This window comes from Acidobacteriota bacterium (genome assembly GCA_033549365.1).
Lineage (GTDB): Bacteria > Acidobacteriota > Aminicenantia > Aminicenantales > Saccharicenantaceae > JAWSUF01.
In genome coordinates, this window is the sequence record JAWSUF010000001.1 from 156,417 (window position 1) to 174,705 (window position 18,289).

General features: G+C 58.1%; 16 protein-coding genes. 7 read left to right on the forward strand and 9 right to left on the reverse strand.

From position 1 onward, the window contains the following. Window positions 1–24: 24 nt before the first annotated feature. Together SCM96_00640 and SCM96_00645 are read right to left on the reverse strand one after the other, a co-directional pair. Window positions 25–2,484 carry an MFS transporter gene (locus tag SCM96_00640; GenBank protein MDW7759130.1) on the reverse strand — a complete coding sequence of 820 codons (2,460 nt, stop codon included), beginning with the start codon at window positions 2,482–2,484 and terminating at the stop codon, window positions 25–27. A gap of 40 nt (window positions 2,485–2,524) precedes the next feature. Then, window positions 2,525–2,866, reverse strand: coding sequence for an STAS domain-containing protein (locus SCM96_00645; GenBank protein MDW7759131.1), 342 nt, complete (start codon window positions 2,864–2,866; stop codon window positions 2,525–2,527). Between the two features lie 61 nt (window positions 2,867–2,927). Between SCM96_00645 and SCM96_00650 the strand changes: the two genes are divergently transcribed. Then, window positions 2,928–3,590: a hypothetical protein gene (locus tag SCM96_00650; protein ID MDW7759132.1), complete on the forward strand. Its 663-nt coding sequence runs from the start codon at window positions 2,928–2,930 to the stop codon at window positions 3,588–3,590. Between the two features lie 6 nt (window positions 3,591–3,596). Here the strand turns inward: SCM96_00650 and SCM96_00655 are convergent, their stop codons facing one another. Further along, window positions 3,597–4,529: a DUF6599 family protein gene (locus tag SCM96_00655; protein ID MDW7759133.1), complete on the reverse strand. Its 933-nt coding sequence runs from the start codon at window positions 4,527–4,529 to the stop codon at window positions 3,597–3,599. Window positions 4,530–4,754: 225 nt separating this feature from the next. Here SCM96_00655 and SCM96_00660 point away from each other — a divergent pair, with 225 nt between their 5' ends. The 3 genes from SCM96_00660 to SCM96_00670 are packed head-to-tail and all read left to right on the forward strand — an operon-like array spanning window position 4,755 to window position 7,235. Beyond that, complete coding sequence (locus SCM96_00660; protein ID MDW7759134.1) at window positions 4,755–5,672, forward strand: hypothetical protein; 918 nt, start codon at window positions 4,755–4,757, stop codon at window positions 5,670–5,672. After that, the gene (locus tag SCM96_00665; protein ID MDW7759135.1) at window positions 5,662–6,747 is read left to right on the forward strand and encodes a hypothetical protein; all 1,086 of its coding nucleotides are present in this window, start codon (window positions 5,662–5,664) and stop codon (window positions 6,745–6,747) included. The genes SCM96_00660 and SCM96_00665 overlap by 11 nt, the downstream gene beginning before the upstream one ends. A 53-nt stretch (window positions 6,748–6,800) precedes the next feature. Continuing rightward, window positions 6,801–7,235: a PilZ domain-containing protein gene (locus SCM96_00670; GenBank protein MDW7759136.1), complete on the forward strand. Its 435-nt coding sequence runs from the start codon at window positions 6,801–6,803 to the stop codon at window positions 7,233–7,235. A gap of 29 nt (window positions 7,236–7,264) precedes the next feature. Here SCM96_00670 and glyS read toward each other — a convergent pair whose 3' ends face one another. Genes glyS through gcvT form a run of 6 tightly spaced genes read right to left on the reverse strand, consistent with a single transcriptional unit; the run spans window position 7,265 to window position 14,611 of the window. Then, entirely contained in the window at window positions 7,265–9,328 is a 2,064-nt protein-coding gene (gene glyS, locus SCM96_00675; GenBank protein ID MDW7759137.1) for a glycine--tRNA ligase subunit beta, read from the reverse strand. Next, window positions 9,328–10,176 carry a glycine--tRNA ligase subunit alpha gene (locus SCM96_00680; protein MDW7759138.1) on the reverse strand — a complete coding sequence of 283 codons (849 nt, stop codon included), beginning with the start codon at window positions 10,174–10,176 and terminating at the stop codon, window positions 9,328–9,330. The genes glyS and SCM96_00680 overlap by 1 nt, the downstream gene beginning before the upstream one ends. 1 nt (window position 10,177) lies before the next feature. Beyond that, window positions 10,178–11,635: an aminomethyl-transferring glycine dehydrogenase subunit GcvPB gene (gene gcvPB / locus SCM96_00685; GenBank protein ID MDW7759139.1), complete on the reverse strand. Its 1,458-nt coding sequence runs from the start codon at window positions 11,633–11,635 to the stop codon at window positions 10,178–10,180. Then, window positions 11,632–12,978: an aminomethyl-transferring glycine dehydrogenase subunit GcvPA gene (gene gcvPA / locus SCM96_00690; GenBank protein MDW7759140.1), complete on the reverse strand. Its 1,347-nt coding sequence runs from the start codon at window positions 12,976–12,978 to the stop codon at window positions 11,632–11,634. The genes gcvPB and gcvPA overlap by 4 nt, the downstream gene beginning before the upstream one ends. A gap of 10 nt (window positions 12,979–12,988) precedes the next feature. After that, window positions 12,989–13,378, reverse strand: a complete 390-nt coding sequence (gene gcvH, locus SCM96_00695) for a glycine cleavage system protein GcvH (GenBank protein MDW7759141.1) — start codon at window positions 13,376–13,378, stop codon at window positions 12,989–12,991. A gap of 39 nt (window positions 13,379–13,417) precedes the next feature. After that, a complete protein-coding gene (gene gcvT / locus SCM96_00700; protein MDW7759142.1) occupies window positions 13,418–14,611 on the reverse strand; it encodes a glycine cleavage system aminomethyltransferase GcvT in 1,194 nt (397 codons plus the stop codon). Here gcvT and SCM96_00705 point away from each other — a divergent pair. From SCM96_00705 to SCM96_00715, 3 genes are read left to right on the forward strand one after another with little or no spacing between them, the layout of a single operon-like run. After that, the gene (locus SCM96_00705) at window positions 14,610–16,547 is read left to right on the forward strand and encodes an arginine--tRNA ligase (protein ID MDW7759143.1); all 1,938 of its coding nucleotides are present in this window, start codon (window positions 14,610–14,612) and stop codon (window positions 16,545–16,547) included. The genes gcvT and SCM96_00705 overlap by 2 nt on opposite strands. Window positions 16,548–16,595: 48 nt before the next feature. Further along, window positions 16,596–17,522, forward strand: coding sequence for an ABC transporter ATP-binding protein (locus tag SCM96_00710; GenBank protein ID MDW7759144.1), 927 nt, complete (start codon window positions 16,596–16,598; stop codon window positions 17,520–17,522). After that, complete coding sequence (locus tag SCM96_00715; protein ID MDW7759145.1) at window positions 17,519–18,286, forward strand: ABC transporter permease subunit; 768 nt, start codon at window positions 17,519–17,521, stop codon at window positions 18,284–18,286. The genes SCM96_00710 and SCM96_00715 overlap by 4 nt, the downstream gene beginning before the upstream one ends. Window positions 18,287–18,289 lie beyond the last annotated feature (3 nt).

The following is an 18,289-nucleotide window of genomic DNA, read 5'->3' on the forward strand; positions in this document are numbered from 1 at the left end:
CGACCTGTCTCCCGTTCGGCAAGATCATGTCGCGATGCCTCCGCGGTCCATGGTTCGGGAAAGGCGGCGCAGGATCCGGAGACGCTCTTCCGGGGCCAGATCCTCTATCAGGACGAAGAGAGACTTTTTGAGGTCCTGGGGAAGAATGCCGTCCAGCATTTCCAGCGAAAAATCGGTCGACTTTTTCGTCCCCTTGAGGATGTTCTGATATGCCTTGACGATATCCTCGGCGGGAAAGATCAGGCTTAACAATTCGAAGATCAGGCGGATGCGCGGCCTCAGGTCCGGATCGGCCTCATTCCCGGACTCATGATACTCTTTGAGATACTCCCGAAACGTACGGCGGAGCTGTTTCAGGATCTCCTCCATGACCCTCTCCCGGGAAAACGGAATGGACCCATCCCGGAGACGGATCTCATGAAGGGCATGAATGATGTCTTCCTGATAGGCCTCCGCTTGTGCGGCAAGCGCCGACATCAGGACATCGGCCGCCTCCCGGTTTCCGATGCCCGCCAGAACATCGGGCAGCGATTTTTTAACAGCCACGGGCGTATCGGGCCTTTGGAGCCGCTCTCCAAGAAAGGGAACAGCCGACGGCCCAAAGGTCTTCAGGGCTTCCTGGGCCGCCCGGCAGACCATCGGATTTTCCAGATGCCCGATCATGCGCGGCAGCAGTTCCGGCCGGCCCAGGCGAGCTGCGCCGGCCAGAGCATAGTTCAGGACCTCGGAGGAATCGTCTTCGAGAAGGCGGCCGATGACTTCGATCGTTTCCGGGCCGGGCGCCATCATTCCGGCGATTTTTGCCGCCTCCATGCGGGCGATTTCCGGGCTTTTCTCATTCGTCACCTTATCCAGATATTCGGTCATCAGACTCCGGTAGGATTCCAACCCCAGAATTTCCTCGATTTCGGAATTCAGGGATTCATCGCTCAGCGCTTCTTCGAAATCCGGGAAGGCGCATCGGTCTCCGGCATCAAGAATCGCATCCATGGAGCGGATCCGGCACCCCTCGGGCTCCTGAAACAGAAGCTTTTTAACGTCGGGACCGAGACGATTCCTTCTGTAAAGATCAAAGATATTCATGGCAAACAGATCGCGGCTTCTGTCCCGGCTCTGGAGGGTATCAAAAACCAGGCGGGTGGCATTGACATCCACCTTTTCTTCAACAAGTCTTCGTCCGTCCTGCCATTTCCTTTTCAAATCTCCGGTCACGGCGTCCAAGTACCCGGAGGCCGCGGCCCGGGCCTGGAAGATCCAGCCGATCGCCAGGACCGCAGCAAGCCAACCGACCTGCCGGACGGAAATATGAAGCCCGGAAAAAAAGACCAGGATCAGAACCGCGGCGGCACCGGTCGCCGATCTGACGATAAACATGTCGATAAAAATCTTGGCCTTGGCCCTGATGACCGGAGGAACGGGCATATACAGGATTTCCCGGGCCGACTGGCTGAGCGTTGAGTCCAGGGCTTTTTCAGTCCCGCGGGCGAAACAGGCCCAGAACAGGAGAGCGGAGGCCGGAATCAGGATGACGGCCAGGGACGCGGACATCAGAAGAACCGGAGCGGTCAGAAGCGCCGCGGCGATTCCGAATCGCCTCAGAAAGCGGCTCGTCAAGGCCAGGTTTCCCACAAAAGACAGGGCCATCAATCCGGCCAGAAAAATTCCCAGAAAGGACGTTCGGACGTCCTCCAGAGGGAAAAATTCCTGGACAATGGTATTGAATTGAAAGTCGATCAATGTCCCGATCAAAACACCGACGGCCATGAGTGCGGCCAGATTCCGAAGGTAGCGGTCTCCCCGGACCAGGCGGAGACCGTCGGAAAAGGCCACCTTCATTCCCCTGGCTTCCCCTCCCTTGTCAAGCCGGGGTTCCGGGAAAGCCCGGGGGTAGATGGTTCGGACAACCGCCAGTGTGCCCAAAAGAACAACCGGACACACAAGGAGAAGGTTGACCGTGCCGATCACCGGGGCCAGATGAGATGCCGCCAAAGCGCCGATAAAACCGCCCAGGAGGCCTCCTCCGACCATGAATCCGACCAATCTTTTGGCCTGATGAGGAAAAAAGAAATCGTTGACCCCGATCCAGAACTGGGTGACCAGAGTTACGATGAACAGATCTCCCCAAAACCAATAGAGCATCGACAGGATCGGCCAATGAAATTCCAGAAGAATTCGGAAAACAATCAACCCGGCCGTGAAAAACACCAGGCTGCCGCTGAGACAACGGCGCCGCGGCAGGCGATTGAGGAGATCGGCGTTCAGCGATCCGGCGAACCCCATCAGAACGGCGGACAGGAGATAGGCATAGGCGAAACGGCTCGGATCGTGATCGCTCAGAAGCAAGGAGACGCGGACGGGTTTGATAATATATGCGGGAAGAGTGATCAGAAAAAAATATGCGGAGAAAAGAAGAAGCAGGCGGATCTCGCCGCGGCGAACATCCACCACCCGGCCTAAAATCTTGACCCAACGATTTTCCGTCAACGGCAAACCTGTCGAAGGAGTCGAACCGGGACGGGCGGAATCAGAGGAACCGTCGGAGAGCTTCTTCCTCCGTGTCATGGATTTCCAGGACTTTGGTCAGCCCGGTCACCTGGAAAACAACATAAATCTTCCGCGACAGCCCGGCGATCTTGAAATACCCCCCGATGTTCTGTGTCGAGATATAGCTGGCCAGGATCTCGCCGACTCCGAAACTGTCGATGAAATCCACTTTGGCCAAGTTGAACAGGATCCCCCTTTCCCCTTGATCCAGACGCTTTTTGACAAGGTGGTGAAGAGTGGATTCCTGATTTTCCGATCTCCGAATCTCGCCTTCGATGTCAAAGACGGTCACACCGTTGTGTTCGCGGGTTTCGATAATCATATCCTGTCTTTTTCTCCACCCATTTCTATCAGAAGCCGCCGAGGATGTCAACGCCGCAAACATGTTCACTGTCTTGACAGGAGGAACGCCGATCGGTATTCTCGATTTTGTGAGAAAATATGCGGCGGTTTTCGTGTGTGTGGCTTTGGCGGTCGCCCTGCACCCGGTTCTTCCGGAGGCCGTGGATCTCCTCGGACCTCTGACCCGGAACAAGATTCTCGAAACTTTTCCGGACTGGCGCGGGGATATCGATGCCTATACCCCCCTCTGGGCGCCCCTGGACCGTCTCCGATCGGCCGCCGTTCCCGTCCGGATCGAACTTTTCCTCTCGACGTCCGACACCGAATCCCGGACCTTGGCCGGCCGGATCTTCAAGATCCTGGACCAAACCGGCAATCCCAATATCAGCGCCTGGGTCATGGGGCTGCCCGGCCGCAACAAGCCCCTGGGGCTTCAAGCCGCCGCGAAGCGCGTGGAAAAGACCCCGACGCTCATCGTTCTTGTCGAAGGCCGCGAATCCGGACGCATTGTGGGCCTGCCGGCTCTTCGGATCGAAGAGAAACTGGCCTCGTTATTCCCGGAACCTCGGCCGACCGAAGATGTCGAAGACGACCTGATCTTCGATATGGACTTTTTCCGGTTTACGCCTCACACCCATCTCAATATCGATTGCACGGAATGCCATTCGCCCCGGCCGCGGGGCGGCTCGAGTCCCGGCCGCTGATTCCGCTCAGTTCCAGTCCAGGGAGCGGATGTTGTCCATCAGGCGTTCGAGGGTTTTCGCTCCCGCCGCTTCAAGCTGTTCCGAAAGCCTCGACACCCCGCAAAGAACGTGATCGACCCGGCTTAAAAACATGATCTGTCCATATCTGTTTTTCAGTCGAACCCAGCCTCCTTCGGAGGGTTCCGGCTCGGCGCCGTCCTTTTCATAAAAAGCGAGAAGCCCGCGGAACATCTCTTCGGCTTCGGCTTCCCCGGCCGCCGGAACAAGGAAGGCGTCGTATTCCCGACCTTCCGCCTTGTAACCGGCCAAATAGCCGTTTTCGAGGAATGCGAATCCCAGAAAATTGCTCTTGATGTATTTTTCGCTGTTTTGAACCTGACCGTCTTCAGGAAAGGCCTGCAAAGCTTGGGGAAGTTCCCCGGATGCCGGCATTCCCTCCGCTGTTGCCGCGGCGAAAGCTTGAAGAACGCTTTCCGTGTCGTCGGCACCGTAGACCAGCAATTTGACATAGTACCGGCCGGAGATGAAGTTCAGAACCTCGCCGTCGATATAGCCGAGAGTCCCGATTTCGATGGGGGGATTGTCCGGATAGCGTTCCGCGCCGTAAATGCCGAAAGCATTGAGGTCCGATCCCATATCATAAATCTCCACGGTGACGGAGGCCTTTTTGTCTCCGCTCTCGTACTGGCCGACCGCCAACTCCAGAAAATCATAACTGAGATAGCTTTCCGCCGCTCCGTTGATGTACTCGAAAAGGCTTTCCGGCCTGAAGATGCCGGGTTCCTCGGAAAACGTCCAATCCGACGGTTTCGGAAGCATCCGGATCAGGGACGTCTCGGGATTTTCCGTTCGATCCGCAACGTCCCCGGAAAAACCCGAGGCGCAGACGGCTGCGGCCATTCCCAGACAGGCGGCGGTTTTAAAAATCCATTGCGACATGCATTGTCTCCTTTCATTTCACGGTTTTTGCGGATCCGAATCAAGCATGAGTCCGCATCTATATTTATATCAAAGAGTTAAGTACGAGACATCCCGCCGCACTTGATTTCTTTTATCAATATTATAGAGGAAACATCCATGACAGGCAATCCACCGGATAAATCGAGAGACCGCAACGTTCATTCAGGCCGCGGATTTATATATAATGAGAGAGTGAAAACCGCCGTGGATGATTCAAAAAGGATCCGCTTGCCCGACAGGACCGCCGGTCTTTTGGCGGCAGGCCTGTCTCTCGCGGTTCACATCGTCCTCATTTTCGTTGTCGCCCGGACCACCATCGTCATTCATACTCTGCCCCGTGTCTTCCAGGTTCAGACCGTCGTCATTCCGGCCTCAAAAAAAATCAGCCTCCCTCCGAAGGTCGATTGGGCCGAACTGCCTCCGCCGACAATCCTGGATTGGACTTTTGAAAGGACCGGACGGGTTTCCGCAAGAATCCGGGAAACTCCCGCCGCTCCGGAAGGACCGTCCATCGGAAGCATCGGAGGGCTTTCCGAAACCGGCGAAGTGGGAACATACGGTCTGTATTCTCCGGACGAGATTTTCGAAGGCTTTGCCGGTCACCTGACATCGAGGTTCACACTCTCGTCCAAGTCGGATTCCGAGCTGACGATTTCCCTGACCCCCGGAAAGCCGGGCGTTCGGACGGGATCCGTCGGACCGGTCGGCGACTTGAGGGCCCGAGCCGGCGCCGTGGGATCCGGAACCCGGTCCGAGACGGGTTCGGCCGGACGCGGAGCGGCCGGCACACGCCGGCAGACCCGCGGCAAAGCCAGCGTCTTCATCAGCCGTCAGACCGTAGACATGGGACCCTGGGCTGAAGCCATGATGACCCGCATTCTTTCCAAATGGACCCTTCCGGAGGCTCATCAGATCGTTCGACGCAGTCAGGTCGCCATCTCGGCCGTCATCGAGAAAAGCGGAGAGATTTCCCGGCTGGACGTTCTGAGCGGAACTTCATCGAGCTTCCTCGATATCGCGGCCCTGGAAGCTCTCAAGCTCAGTTCGCCTCTCCTCCGGCTTCCGGAGGGCTTTCCGGACGCCAATCTGGAAGCCCTGTTTCTATTCACTTATGAAAATTAAACGGATTCTCGTCATTCTCCTGATCGCCGGCACGGCCCCGGCGGGGTTTTCCGAATCGGAAGCCGATTGGAAAACAGAGCTGGCCGTGATGTTGGAAGAGACGGGAGACCATGCCGCGGCGCTGGACCGGCTTCAAAACATCCTGACGGAAACCGAGGGAGAGGATCGGATGACGGCGGAAGCCCTTGCAGCCTGGCTGTTTTGGAAAACGGGCGACGCCGCATCGGAACGCAGGGGCATTGTCACTTTTTTTGAGACCTATGGGGACACCACCCCATTTTTTGGTTTTCTCGGGACTTCCGCGCGAAGGGATTTTCTGAATTTCTGGACACGATGGGCCGGCCGATATCCCCTCATCACCGACATCCACCTCCTCATTCCCGTGGATCAAATCGACACCGGTCCTCCGGGAGAGCTTGAAATCGGGATTGAAATCGCCAATGAAGCCTTGTACAAAATCTCCTCGGAAGGCGTCGCCCGCGGCGGCGGGCTCTGGAAACCGGGGTTCCGCATTCTGAGAGTCGTTCTTCCCAAGCCGTTTCGGGTACCATTTGCCGCCGAATATCTTTTGGAACTCAAAACCGGCGACCTCACGATTCTCCGGACCATCCGGATCGAGGCCGATATCCTTTCCCGGACCCCTTTGGAAACTCCGCCGGTTTCCGATTTTGACGCCCCCGCCGAAAAATCCTTGACGCCCGCCGCCGGTGAACTTGCCCTCTATGTCGGCGATGAACTGATCCTGATCGTTCGAAAAACGGCGCCGCGGACCGCATCCCTGAAATTTCCGCTCCCCGGTCCGTCCATGCCGGGCCAGAAACCCTATCTCCCCCCTCCCAAGGACGATCCCATGGCCATGGGGGTCTCCATTCTCGACGCCATCGGGGCGGCCGCCAAGGCGGTCGGCGATCTGACCCGAAAAAAGCCCTTGCCTCCCTCCCGCCCGACATACCTGAAATCCGACGAACACACGGTGACCTTCATCCAGCGGGAAGACGGAACATCCGTCTACCGGGTTCTGGCCGGAATCCGGCTCCACACGGAAAAAGCCCGAATCAGCAATCAGGGATTTTGACATTTTTCCAATTTCCGCATATAAAGAAAGACTAAAGATTTGTGAGGTTCAATATGGACGCAGCGCATATTTTCAGGCGAACGGCCCGGCGCTTCGAAATCCCCGGCGCCATCCTGACTTATGACTTCGACAACACTTCGGCTCCGGAAGCGTCTTCGGAAAAGACGACCTGTCCTCTTATCGATATCAGCCGGGGCGGACTGAGATTTATAAGCCGTCAAAAACTGGAAATCACATCCCCGATCCAAGTCAAAGTCACCATCCCCGGGGGTCACGTGCCTCTGATTTTCAAAGGCCGAGTGCGATGGTCCTCTCCTCAGAACGGAGACCAGCTCCTCTACCAGACCGGCGTGGAGTTCAACTCCTATGGGGAAGACCAGGATCAGAATTTTCCAGGAACCCTGGTCAAGGTTGTCGCCCTGGAACAAAGATATCGAAGCACCGACGACATGGACGGCTATAAGGAAGGCGGCGGCTTCGGCATCTGACCGGTTCCCGCCGCCCCCGAAGCGGCGACTCAGTCGACAACGATCAACGCATAATCCGCGACCTTTTCGAGAAGATCGCGGATGGACTTCAGTAGACCCAGACGGTTGCGCCGGATATTTTTATCCTCGGCCATGATGAGCACCTTGTCGAAAAAGGCCGTCAAACAGGGCTGGAGCTTGAAGATGATGTTCTGGGCCCGGCCGTAATCTCCCTTGGCGATCATGGGGAGGGCGTTGTTCAAGACGGCGAGAAAGGCCGCCTGAAGGTCCCGCTCTTCCTTTTCGGAAAACAGGTCGGGATTGGGTTTGGCCGTAATCTGATCGCGCAGGATGTTGTTGATCCTTTTCACCATGAGAATGAACGGTTCGAATTGTGATCCGGACCGCAGTCCATCCAGAGCCTTGACCCTGAGATACGCGTCATAGATCCCGTCGATCCCGGGAGCCAGGGCCGCGTTGACGAGATCGTAGCGGTATCCCATGAGTTCGAAGAGATGGCGGAGGCGTCCGGTAAAAAATTCCAGGCACCGGGCCTTGATCTCCTTGCGATCGAGCGTCATCCTGTCTCCATAGACCGACAGGGCCTTATCGATAAGGCGGTTGAAGGAGAAACGGAGTTTTTTATCCAGAATGATCCGGCAGACGCCGTGGGCATTCCGTCTCAATCCGTAAGGATCGCTCGAACCCGTGACCTGAACGCCGATGCCGACCGCTCCGACCAGGGCATCCAACTTGTCGGCCAGAGAAAGAACGGCCCCGGGAAGCGAGGCGGGAGATTCGTCGGCCGGCCCGACCGGCTGATAATGCTCGAATACGGCTTGGGCCACGGGACCGGGCCGGCCCTCGTTTCGGGCATAGAGACCTCCCATCCGTCCCTGGAGCGAGGGAAATTCCTTGACCATTTCCGTCAGAAGATCGGCCTTGCACAAAGCGGCGGCCTCAAGCACATGATCACGGCCGGAATCGGGTCCGACCTTGTCCCAGAGGTAGACAACGATTTTTTTCAGCCGCTGCGTCTTGTCCTCATAACTCCCGAGCTTCTCCTGGTAAACAACGTTTTTCAATTCCACGGCTCTTCGGGCCAGGGGGACTTTCCTGTCCTGTTCCCAGAAAAACCGGGCATCCTCCAAACGCGCCTTGAGGACTCTCTCGTTGCCCTTGCGGATCAGGTTTTTCCCGTCCTTGAGGGCATCGGCCACGGCGACAAAATGGGGCAGCTGCTTCTTTCCGCGAACGACGGAAAAGACGTTCTGTCCCTCTCTCATGGCCGTGGAAAGAACGTCCAGAGGGAGCTTGAGGAAAGCTTCGGGAAAACCCCCGATGACCATACAGGGATATTCGACGCCGTAGACCAGCTTTTCGAGAAGTTCGGGATCGGGATGAATTTTGGCATCCAGAGGGGAAAGGTGTTCTTCAATCTGATTGAGAATCATCTTCCGCCGTTCGTCGGGATCGACGATGACGCCGTGCTCTTTGAGAAGATCGAAATATTCGGCGATCGTCTTCGGCGTGACGCGGCGGCGGTCGAAAATGCGATGACCGGACGTGAAAGGCTTCGACTCGGTTCCCTCCGGCAGCCGAATCGGAAGGTGTCGTCCATCCAGAAGGCCGAGCAGGCCGTGAATGGGCCGCGAAAATCGGAAGGATCCGCCGGCCCAGCGCATGGTTTTGGGGAAAGCCAGCGATCCCACGATTCGAGGAACGATATCCTGCAGGATCTCGGCTGTCGACCGGCCTTTTCTGACGCGTTTGAAGCCGAGGTATTCACCCCGGGCCGTGGTTGTGACTTCCAGGATTTCCGGGGCGATCCCCTGGGATCGGGCGAAACCGAGAGCGGCCGGCGAATAAGTTCCGTCAGGGCGCAGGCCGACGGACTTGGGCGGCCCCGTCACCCATTCCTCGGCGTCTTCCTGACCGGCCTTGATTTCCACCGCCACGGCAAGACGCCGCGACGTTCCGAAAACATCCAGCCGGGCCGATTGGATTCCGGCCGCAGCCAGTTCCTTCCCCATCCGCTCTTTCATCTGATCCACGGCCGAAGTCACATGGGACGCCGGCATTTCCTCGGTCATGATTTCGAGAAGAAATTCCATCAGGCCTCTCCCCGAGGCGCAACCGTGCGGCCGGCGATGTCCGTCACCAGGGCCCGGATTCGGGCGATCATTTTGACCCTTTCGGTGACGCTGACGGCCCGCCGCGCGTCCAGGAGATTGAAATTGTGGGAGCACTTGAGGCACATATCATACGCGGGAAGCAGGAGATTCCGTTGAATGAGCGCAGCCGCTTCTCTCTCCGCGGCGTCAAACGCCTGCCTGAGTTGAGCCGTATCGGCCCGTTCGAAATTGTACTCGGAGAATTGTTTTTCCTCGTCCAGTCGGAGGTCGCGGTAGGAGACGTCGTTCGACCAATCGAGGTCGTAGATATCGTCCTTTTCCTCGAGGAACATCTCGAGCCTTTCGAGACCATAGGTGATCTCGGCCGATACGGGGGACAGATCGATGCCGCCCGCCTGCTGGAAATACGTGAATTGCGTGATTTCCAGCCCGTCCAGAAGAACCTGCCAGCCCACGCCCCAGGCGCCGATGGTCGGCGACTCCCAGTTGTCCTCGTCAAAGCGGAGATCGTGGTCTTCGAGACGTATGCCCAGGGCGACAAGGCTGTCGATGTAGAGTTGCTGGATGTCCATGGGCGAAGGCTTGATGATGACCTGGTACTGGTGGTGTTTCTGGACGCGGTTGGGGTTTTCGCCGTAACGGCCGTCCGTCGGACGGCGGGACGGCTGGACGTAGGCGACTTTCCAAGGTTTCGGCCCCAACACCCGGAAGAAGGTGTCCGGCGTCATGGTTCCGGCGCCGACTTCGACATCGTAACTCGGAGCCAGGTAACAACCCCGGTCCGCCCAATAATGGTGCAGGTTCAGGATGAGATTTTGAAGCGACATGTCAGGGGTTTTTCTCCCACCGGAGAACGGGGTTGCGGGCCGCTCCCGTTTCGTCCAGCCTCCGGACATAGGTGATATGGGGGGCGGAACGAAGGACCTCAGGGTCCTTTTCGGCTTCCCCGGCGATCTTGACCATGGCCTCGATGAAGAGATCCAGATCGCGGCGGCTTTCCGTCTCCGTCGGCTCGATCATCAGGGCGCCGTGGACGATCAAGGGGAAAGACATCGTCGGCGGATGAACCCCGGTATCGATCAGCCGCTTGGCGATGTCCAGATTGGAAACGCCGTGCTCCTTCTGCCGCTTGTCGGAAAAAACGCATTCGTGGAGAGTCGGCGCGTCGTATTTCAGGTGATACAAGCCTTCAAGGCTTTTACGGATGTAGTTGGCGTTCAGGACGGCCGTCTCCGCGATTTCGCGCATCCCCCGGGGCCCAAGACTCAAAATGTAGCAGAGAGCCCGGACGACGACCAGATAATTGGCGAAGAAGCTTCTCATCCGGCCGATCGACTTGGGCCGATCGGTGTCGATGGCGAACCGCCCCTCTTTTTCGACCACAACCGGGACGGGAAGATACGGCTCGAGGATTTTCTTGACTCCGACCGGACCCGAACCCGGCCCTCCCCCGCCGTGAGGTGTGGAAAAAGTCTTATGCAGGTTCAAATGGAGAACATCGACGCCCATGTCGCCCGGCCGGACGATCCCGGTCAGAGCATTCATGTTGGCGCCGTCCATGTAAACCAGCCCGCCCTTGTCGTGAACGATCCGGGTGGCCTCGAGGATTTCCGATTCGAAAACGCCGAGAGTGTTGGGATTCGTCACCATGAGGGCGGCGACCTCGTCCGACATGGCCTCGGCCAGATTGCCGAGGTCGATCATTCCGGCGGCGTTGGACTTGATTTCCTTGACGGTGTATCCGCAGATATGGGCCGAAGACGGGTTGGTGCCGTGGGCGGAATCGGGAATGAGGACGAATTTGCGCGGGTCTCCCCTGTCCTCGAGAAGGGCCCGGATGAGCATCATCCCGGCAAGTTCCCCATGGGCGCCGGCGGCCGGCTGCAGGGAAAAGGCGTCCATCCCCGTGATTTCGGAAAGAAGCTTTTCCGTCAGCTTGAGGACTTCCAGGTTTCCCTGGATGTCCTCCTCCGGCGCCTGGGGATGGGACTCCGTAAAGGCCGGAAGGGACGAAAGCTTCTCGTTGATCTTCGGATTGTATTTCATGGTGCAGGACCCCAGGGGGTAGATGCCCATGTCCACACAATAATTCTTTTGGGACAACCGCGTGAAATGACGGGTGACTTCGGTTTCGGAGACTTCGGGAAATCCCTCAATGGTTTCCCTCAGAGCGACCCCGGAAAGCGTCTCGGCGCTTTCGGGAACGTCCAGAGGCGCCAGGTAAGAACATCCCTTGCCTTCGGCACTGATTTCAAAAAGGAGCGGTTCGCGGATTTCGCGGATCATCGGAGCACCTCCTCGAGTCCGGCGGCCAGGCGGTCGATGTCCTCTCCGGCATGGAGTTCGGTGATACAGACCAGGACACAGCGTTCGAATCCGGGACCCGACTTGTCCAGCCCGATCCCGCCCCGGATGCCCTTCTTCCGGAGCGCCTTGTCGACGTCGAGCCAGGGTTTGGGAAGTTGGATGACGAATTCGTTGAACACAGGCCCGGAAAATCGTCTTTCAACGCCGCGGACGGCAAGAAGTTTTTCCAGGGCATAGGCTGTTTTCGCGACGTTGTGCCGGGCGGCCCTCCGGAGACCTTCCCGGCCCATCGCGGCCAGGTAGATCGTCGCCCTCAAGGCGCAGAGGGCCTGGTTCGTGCAAATGTTCGACGTGGCCTTTTCCCTGCGAATGTGTTGTTCGCGGGTGGACAGCGTGAGAACGTATCCTCTTTGCCCCTCGACGTCGGTCGTTTGTCCGCAGATGCGCCCCGGAAGCTGCCTCAGGTATTCCTTGCGGGCGGCCATGAACCCGAGATAAGGGCCGCCGAATCCGAGCGGAATCCCGAAGGATTGCGCTTCGCCGGCGACGATATCGGCCCCCAGCTTGCCCGGCGCTTCCAAAAGAGCCAGGGACAGGGCTTCCGCGACCATGGCGACGGACAGAGCGCCTTTGGTTTTGGCGGCCGTGGAGATCGAACGGACATCTTCGCAGACACCGAAATAGTTGGGCGACTGGAAAAGCACGGCGGCCGTGCCGTCATCCAGGGCCTTGTCCAGGGCCGCGGCATCCACGGTTCCCCGTTCGGTGAAGGGAACCTCCTCAACAGTCAGATCGAGGTTGCGGACATAGGTCCGGATGACCTCCCGGTATTGAGGATGAAGGGATGCGGCGACCAGAACCTTGGCCTTTCCCGTCACTCTTTGGGCCATAAGAACGGCCTCGGCGGCGGCCGTCGCTCCCTCATAAAGGGACGCGTTGGCAATGTCCAGACCGGTCAATTGGCAGATCAGGGTTTGGAATTCGAAGATAACCTGAAGCGTCCCCTGACTGACCTCGGGCTGATAGGGGGTGTAGGGACTGACGAATTCGCCCCGCGAACTCAGATAATCGACGACCGAAGGGATGAAATGGGGGTAAGCGCCGCCGCCCATGAAAGAGAGGATCCCGGCCGGAGCATTCCGGCCGGCGATCGCCTGGATTTCGGCCGCAAGCTCCATTTCCGAGAGCGGCCCCGGCAGATCGAGGTCTTTCTTCAGATGAATGGCCTCGGGAATGCAGCAGAAAAGATCATCGACCGAGGAGACGCCGATCCTTTCCAGCATCTCCTTTCTGTCCCTTTCGCTTAATGAGAGATAGCTCATATCGGCAGGCTCAGCTTTCGAGGCTTTCGATGTGTTTTTCGTAATCGGACGCAGTCATCAGGCCGTCCAATTCGGCCTTGTCGCGAATTTTCATCCGGACGATCCAGCCTCCGCCGTGGGGATCCTTGTTGATCAAGTCGGCGGCCTGGGTGAGTTTTTCGTTGACGGCCGCGATCTCGCCTCCGATCGGGGCGTAGATGTCCGAGACCGATTTCACGGATTCGACGACGCCGATGGGCTGTCCGGCGTCCAACGCTTTCCCTACGGCGGGGAGCTCAACAAAAATGATGTCGCCGAGCTGTTTCTGGGCGTAGTCGGTGATGCCGATGATCGCCTCACCGCCCTCGATCTTGATCCATTCATGGTCCTTGGAATAGGAATAATCGTTGGGATACATCATAAGCCTCCTTTTTTATCTTGCCTGCGCCGGAGCGCGGATTTATGCCTCGCCTCTTTTATAAAACGGAGTCGGGACGACACGGGCCGCAAGAGTCCGGTCCCGGACCACGACCGCGATCTCCGTCCCCGGAGCCGTCAGGTCGATGGGAAGGTAGGCCAGCCCGATGGCCTTTTTGAGAAACGGCGAAAACGTCCCGGAACAGACCTCGCCGACCGGCCGTCCGTCCGCCAGAATGGGATAATGGGGACGGGCGATGCCCTTGTCGATGATTTCGAAACCGGCGATCTTTCTCTTCAAACCCTCGGCCTGCTGTTTTTCCAGGGCGGCCTTGCCGAGGAAATCGCCTTTCTGAAACTTGACGATCCACTTGAGATCCGCCTCGAGAACCGTCGTTTTGTCGCTGATGTCGTTTCCGTAAAGCATCAGCTTGGCTTCGAGTCTGAGGGTGTCGCGGGCGCCCAGACCCACGGGAAGAACGCCGGCTTCCCGGCCCTGCTCGAGAAGGGCCTCCCAGATTTTTCCCGGATCGGGATCGGTGGTGTAGATTTCAAACCCGTCCTCACCCGTATATCCGGTGCGGGAAATGAGGGCGTCGATGCCGGCCGCCTTGCCGAAAGCCGACCGGAAGGTCTTCATGCCGTCGAGATCGACATCGGTCAGCGGCGAGAGAATCGCCTGGGCTTTCGGTCCCTGGACGGCGATCTGGGAATACGCGTCGCTCCTGTTCTCGATGCGGACATCGAAATTTTCCCTGTGGTCGACGATCCAGGCGAAATCCTTGTCGGTGTTCGAGGCGTTGACGACGAGCAGATAAGTGTTCTCCGCCAGGAAATAAACCAGCATATCGTCGACAAAAGTCCCCTCGGGAGTCGTCAGGGCCGTGTACTGAACCATGCCGGCCTTGAGACGCGAGGCGTCGTTGGGCGTCAGGTATTGAACAAAAGGCAGGGCGTCCGGGCCTTCGATATGAATTTCGCCCATATGCCCGACATCGAACAGTCCGGCCCGGGTCCGGACGGCCATGTGCTCGTCGATGATTCCCTTGAATTCGACGGGCATTTCCCAGCCGAAAAACTCAACCATCCGGCCGCCGAGTTTCTTGTGAAAAGAATTCAAACGGGTCAGTTTCATGATGGCGTCCTTTCGGAAATGATGACATCCATGGATACCACATCCCGCAAAGTCGCGCAAGTTCTTGTCCCAAACCATGATTTTGCTATAATAAATGGCCATGATCGACTTCAAAAACCGCCTGAAAAAACAGATCGCCGAAAGGCTCGGGGATACCTATCCTCTGGAGCCGGGCGACATCGATTTCACGCCGACGCCGAACGCCGCCCTGGGCGACATCGCCCTGGCCTTTCCTTTCCAGCTCGCCCGCCGGCTCAAGACCAATCCCCGGGCTCTGGCCTCGGAAATCGCGGGACGTCTTCTCCCCCTCGATGGTGTCGAGCGCCTGGATATCGCCGGGGCGGGATACATCAATCTTTTCCTCGATCGGACGGCATTCTTTGCGGCGGTTCTCAGGGACACCGATCGCACAGTCCCGATTCCCGAGGAAGACAAGATCATTATCGAACACACCAACATCAATCCGAACAAGGCGGCCCACGTCGGGCATCTCCGAAACGCCTGTCTCGGCGACACCCTGGCCCGTTGCCAGCGGCATCGGGGCGAGAACGTCGAAGTCCAGAATTATGTCGACGACACCGGTGTCCAGGTGGTGGACGTCGTCTTCGGGCTGATGGAACTCGAGGGAATTTCATCGCCCGCCGAACTGGACCGTATCCCCGGGAAATTCGATTACTATTGTTGGGATCTTTATGCCCGCATATCCCCCCACCTGGCCGCCCATCCTGAAAGCGGTGAACGCAAGGCCGGGATCCTCAAGAAAATCGAGCACGGCGAAGATCCCGAAGCCGGTCTGGCCCACGCCGTCTCGCGCCGCATTCTGAGGGCTCACCTGGCCACCATGAACCGGCTCGGAATTTCCTACGATGTCCTGCCCTGCGAAAGCTCCATCCTGCGCCAGGCCTTCTGGGAAAAAGCCTTCGAACGGCTCAAGGAACGGCAGGCGATTCATTACGTCGGAAGCGGCGACAACGCCGGATGCTGGGTCATGCGCCTCGAGGACGAGCCCGACCGGGAGAAAATCATCGTCCGGTCCGACGGCACCGTGACTTATGTCGGCAAAGACATCGCCTACCAGCTCTGGAAATTCGGCCTTCTCGACCGGGATTTCTATTATGAGCCGTTCATCGAAGACGCCGGCCGAACGGTCTGGATCACCACGCCTTCGCCCCAACCAAACAGCCCGTCCTTCGGCCGCGGCTCCCGGGTCTACAACGTTATCGACTCCCGGCAGGCCTATCTGCAGAAGGTCGTCGTCCAGGGACTGAAATCTCTGAAATATGAGAATCAGGCGGCAAAATCCATTCATTTCTCCTACGAGATGGTGGCCTTATCCCCGAAGAGTCTCGAGGAACTCGGCTATCAGGCCACGGACGAAGAGAAGGACCGGGCTTTTCTCGAGGTCTCCGGCCGAAAGGGCCTGGGCGTCAAGGCCGACGACCTTTTGGACCGGCTCGAGGAGAAGGCCCGGGCGGAAGTCTCCGGCCGCAATCCCGAACTCGATCCGGAAGCGGCGGCCGAAGTCGCCCGCCATGTCGCCTGCGGCGCCCTGAGGTATTTCATGCTGAAGTTTTCCCGGAACTCGCTCATCGTCTTCGACTTCGACGAGGTTCTGAGTTTCGAGGGGGAAACCGGTCCCTATCTGCAATACACGGCGGTCCGGATGAACAGCATTTTCCGGAAATTGCGGGAACGTGACAAAACAGCCGAGACCGCCCTTCACACCCTCGAGACCGCCCCGCCGTCCCTGACCCGTCTTCCGGAAAAGGAACTTGCGGACACCTGGGATCTTGTGACGGTCATGTCCTCCATCGAAGAGGACGTTGTGCGGTCCGTCGCCGCCCTGGAGTTTTCCCATCTGGCCCGCTTCGCGTTCACTCTCTGCCAGAAAATCAACTCCTATTACCACCGCTATCCGATCCTTTCGGAAACCGATCCCGAACTCCGGAACATCCGGCTTTTGACGATAGCCGCCGCCCGCCGGACGCTCGGCGCGGCTCTCGCCCTGATGGGCATTCCGATCCCGGAAAAGATGTGAGGCAACGACCGGAACCGCGTTCCGGTTTTGTCGATATGGAGGTTCAACATGATTGAAGTTCAGGATCTCGTCAAGAAGTACGGCGACTTCCCGGCCGTCAAAAAGCTGAGCTTCGAGGTCCCGCAGGGAAAAATCTGGGGGCTCCTCGGGCCGAATGCGGCGGGGAAAACGACCACCATGCGGATTTTAACCGGGTTTCTTCCGGCCACGGACGGCGCCGCGCGTGTTGCGGGCATCGATGTCTTCGAACGCCCCGACGCGGCCAAGAGAATCCTGGGCTATCTGCCCGAAAACGTCCCGCTCTACCCGGAAATGACCGTGGCCTCCTACCTGGGATTCGTGGCCGCGATCAAACAGGTTCCCAAGGCGAAAAAAAAGGAGGCCGTCGTCCGCGCCGTGCGCTCGGCCGGGCTCGAAACGGTCCGGGGGCGTCTGATCAAGAACATTTCCCGTGGATTCAAGCAACGGGTCGGCATCGCCCAGGCTCTGATCCATGACCCGCAGATCCTGATTCTCGACGAGCCGACGATCGGGCTCGACCCCGCCCAGATCATCGAAATCCGGGAACTCATCCGATCGTTGAGAGGCGAAAGGACGATCATCCTGTCCACCCATCTTCTGGCCGAAGTCACCCAGGTCTGCGACGGCGTGACCATCATCAACGAAGGCCGGCTCATGGCCTCGGGAACGCTCGACGAGCTGACGGCCTCGGCCCGATCGACGGACGGCGTCGTTCTCAAGCTTCGCAAGTCCGGACCCGAGTCCACAGCGGCGCTCCGGGCGATTCCCGGCGTCGACACCGCGGCGATCCGGGATTCCGAAATCGAAGTCGCCTGGAGCCGGGGACGAGATCTCCGCGAAGCGGTCGCCCGCACCGTCGTCGAAAAGGACCTCGGGCTTCTGGAAATGAAGTCCCTGGGGATGAACATCGAAGATCTCTATCTCAAGATCGTCTCGGGAGGTCTCGAATCATGAGAAATATCCTGTCCATCGCCAAAAGAGAGATCCAGGCTTATTTCACATCGCCGATCGCCTACGTTGTGATCGCCGTGTTTCTTCTGCTGACGGGCTTTTTTTTCTACAGCCTCGTCTGGTGGTTCAACTCCCAGGCCATGCAGATGGCTCAAAATCCCACCTATTTCCAGCAGATCAACATCAACCAGATGGTTTTCACCCCGCTCTTTCACAACATCAGCATCATTCTTCTTCTGATGCTGCCGCTCCTGACCATGAGGCTGTTCGCCGAAGAAAAGAAAATCGGGACCGAAGAGCTTCTCTTCACCTCCCCGGTCTCCGTCAACCAGATCATTTTCGGAAAATACCTGGCATCCCTCGCCGTGCTCGCCGCCATGCTCCTGTTGTCCGGTCTGCTCTCGATATTCACCTTCGCCTACGGCAACCCCCAGATCGCGCCTCTTCTCAACGGATATCTCGGCCTCTTCCTCATGGGGGCGGCTTTCATCGCCGTCGGCCTCTTCTTTTCCTCTCTGACCGAAAATCAGATCGTCGCCGCCATCCTGACTTTCGGCGCCCTTCTTCTGTTCTGGGTGATGGGCTGGGCGGCCAATGCCGCCGGAGGAATCTGGCAGGACGTTCTCAACTATCTGTCATTCTTCCAGCACTTCGACGACATGACCCGGGGCATCCTGGACACGTCGGATGTCGTTTACTATCTGAGCTTCGCCTTTTTCGGTCTGTTCCTGACGCATGCCGTGATCCAGTCGCGGCGGTGGAGATAACGA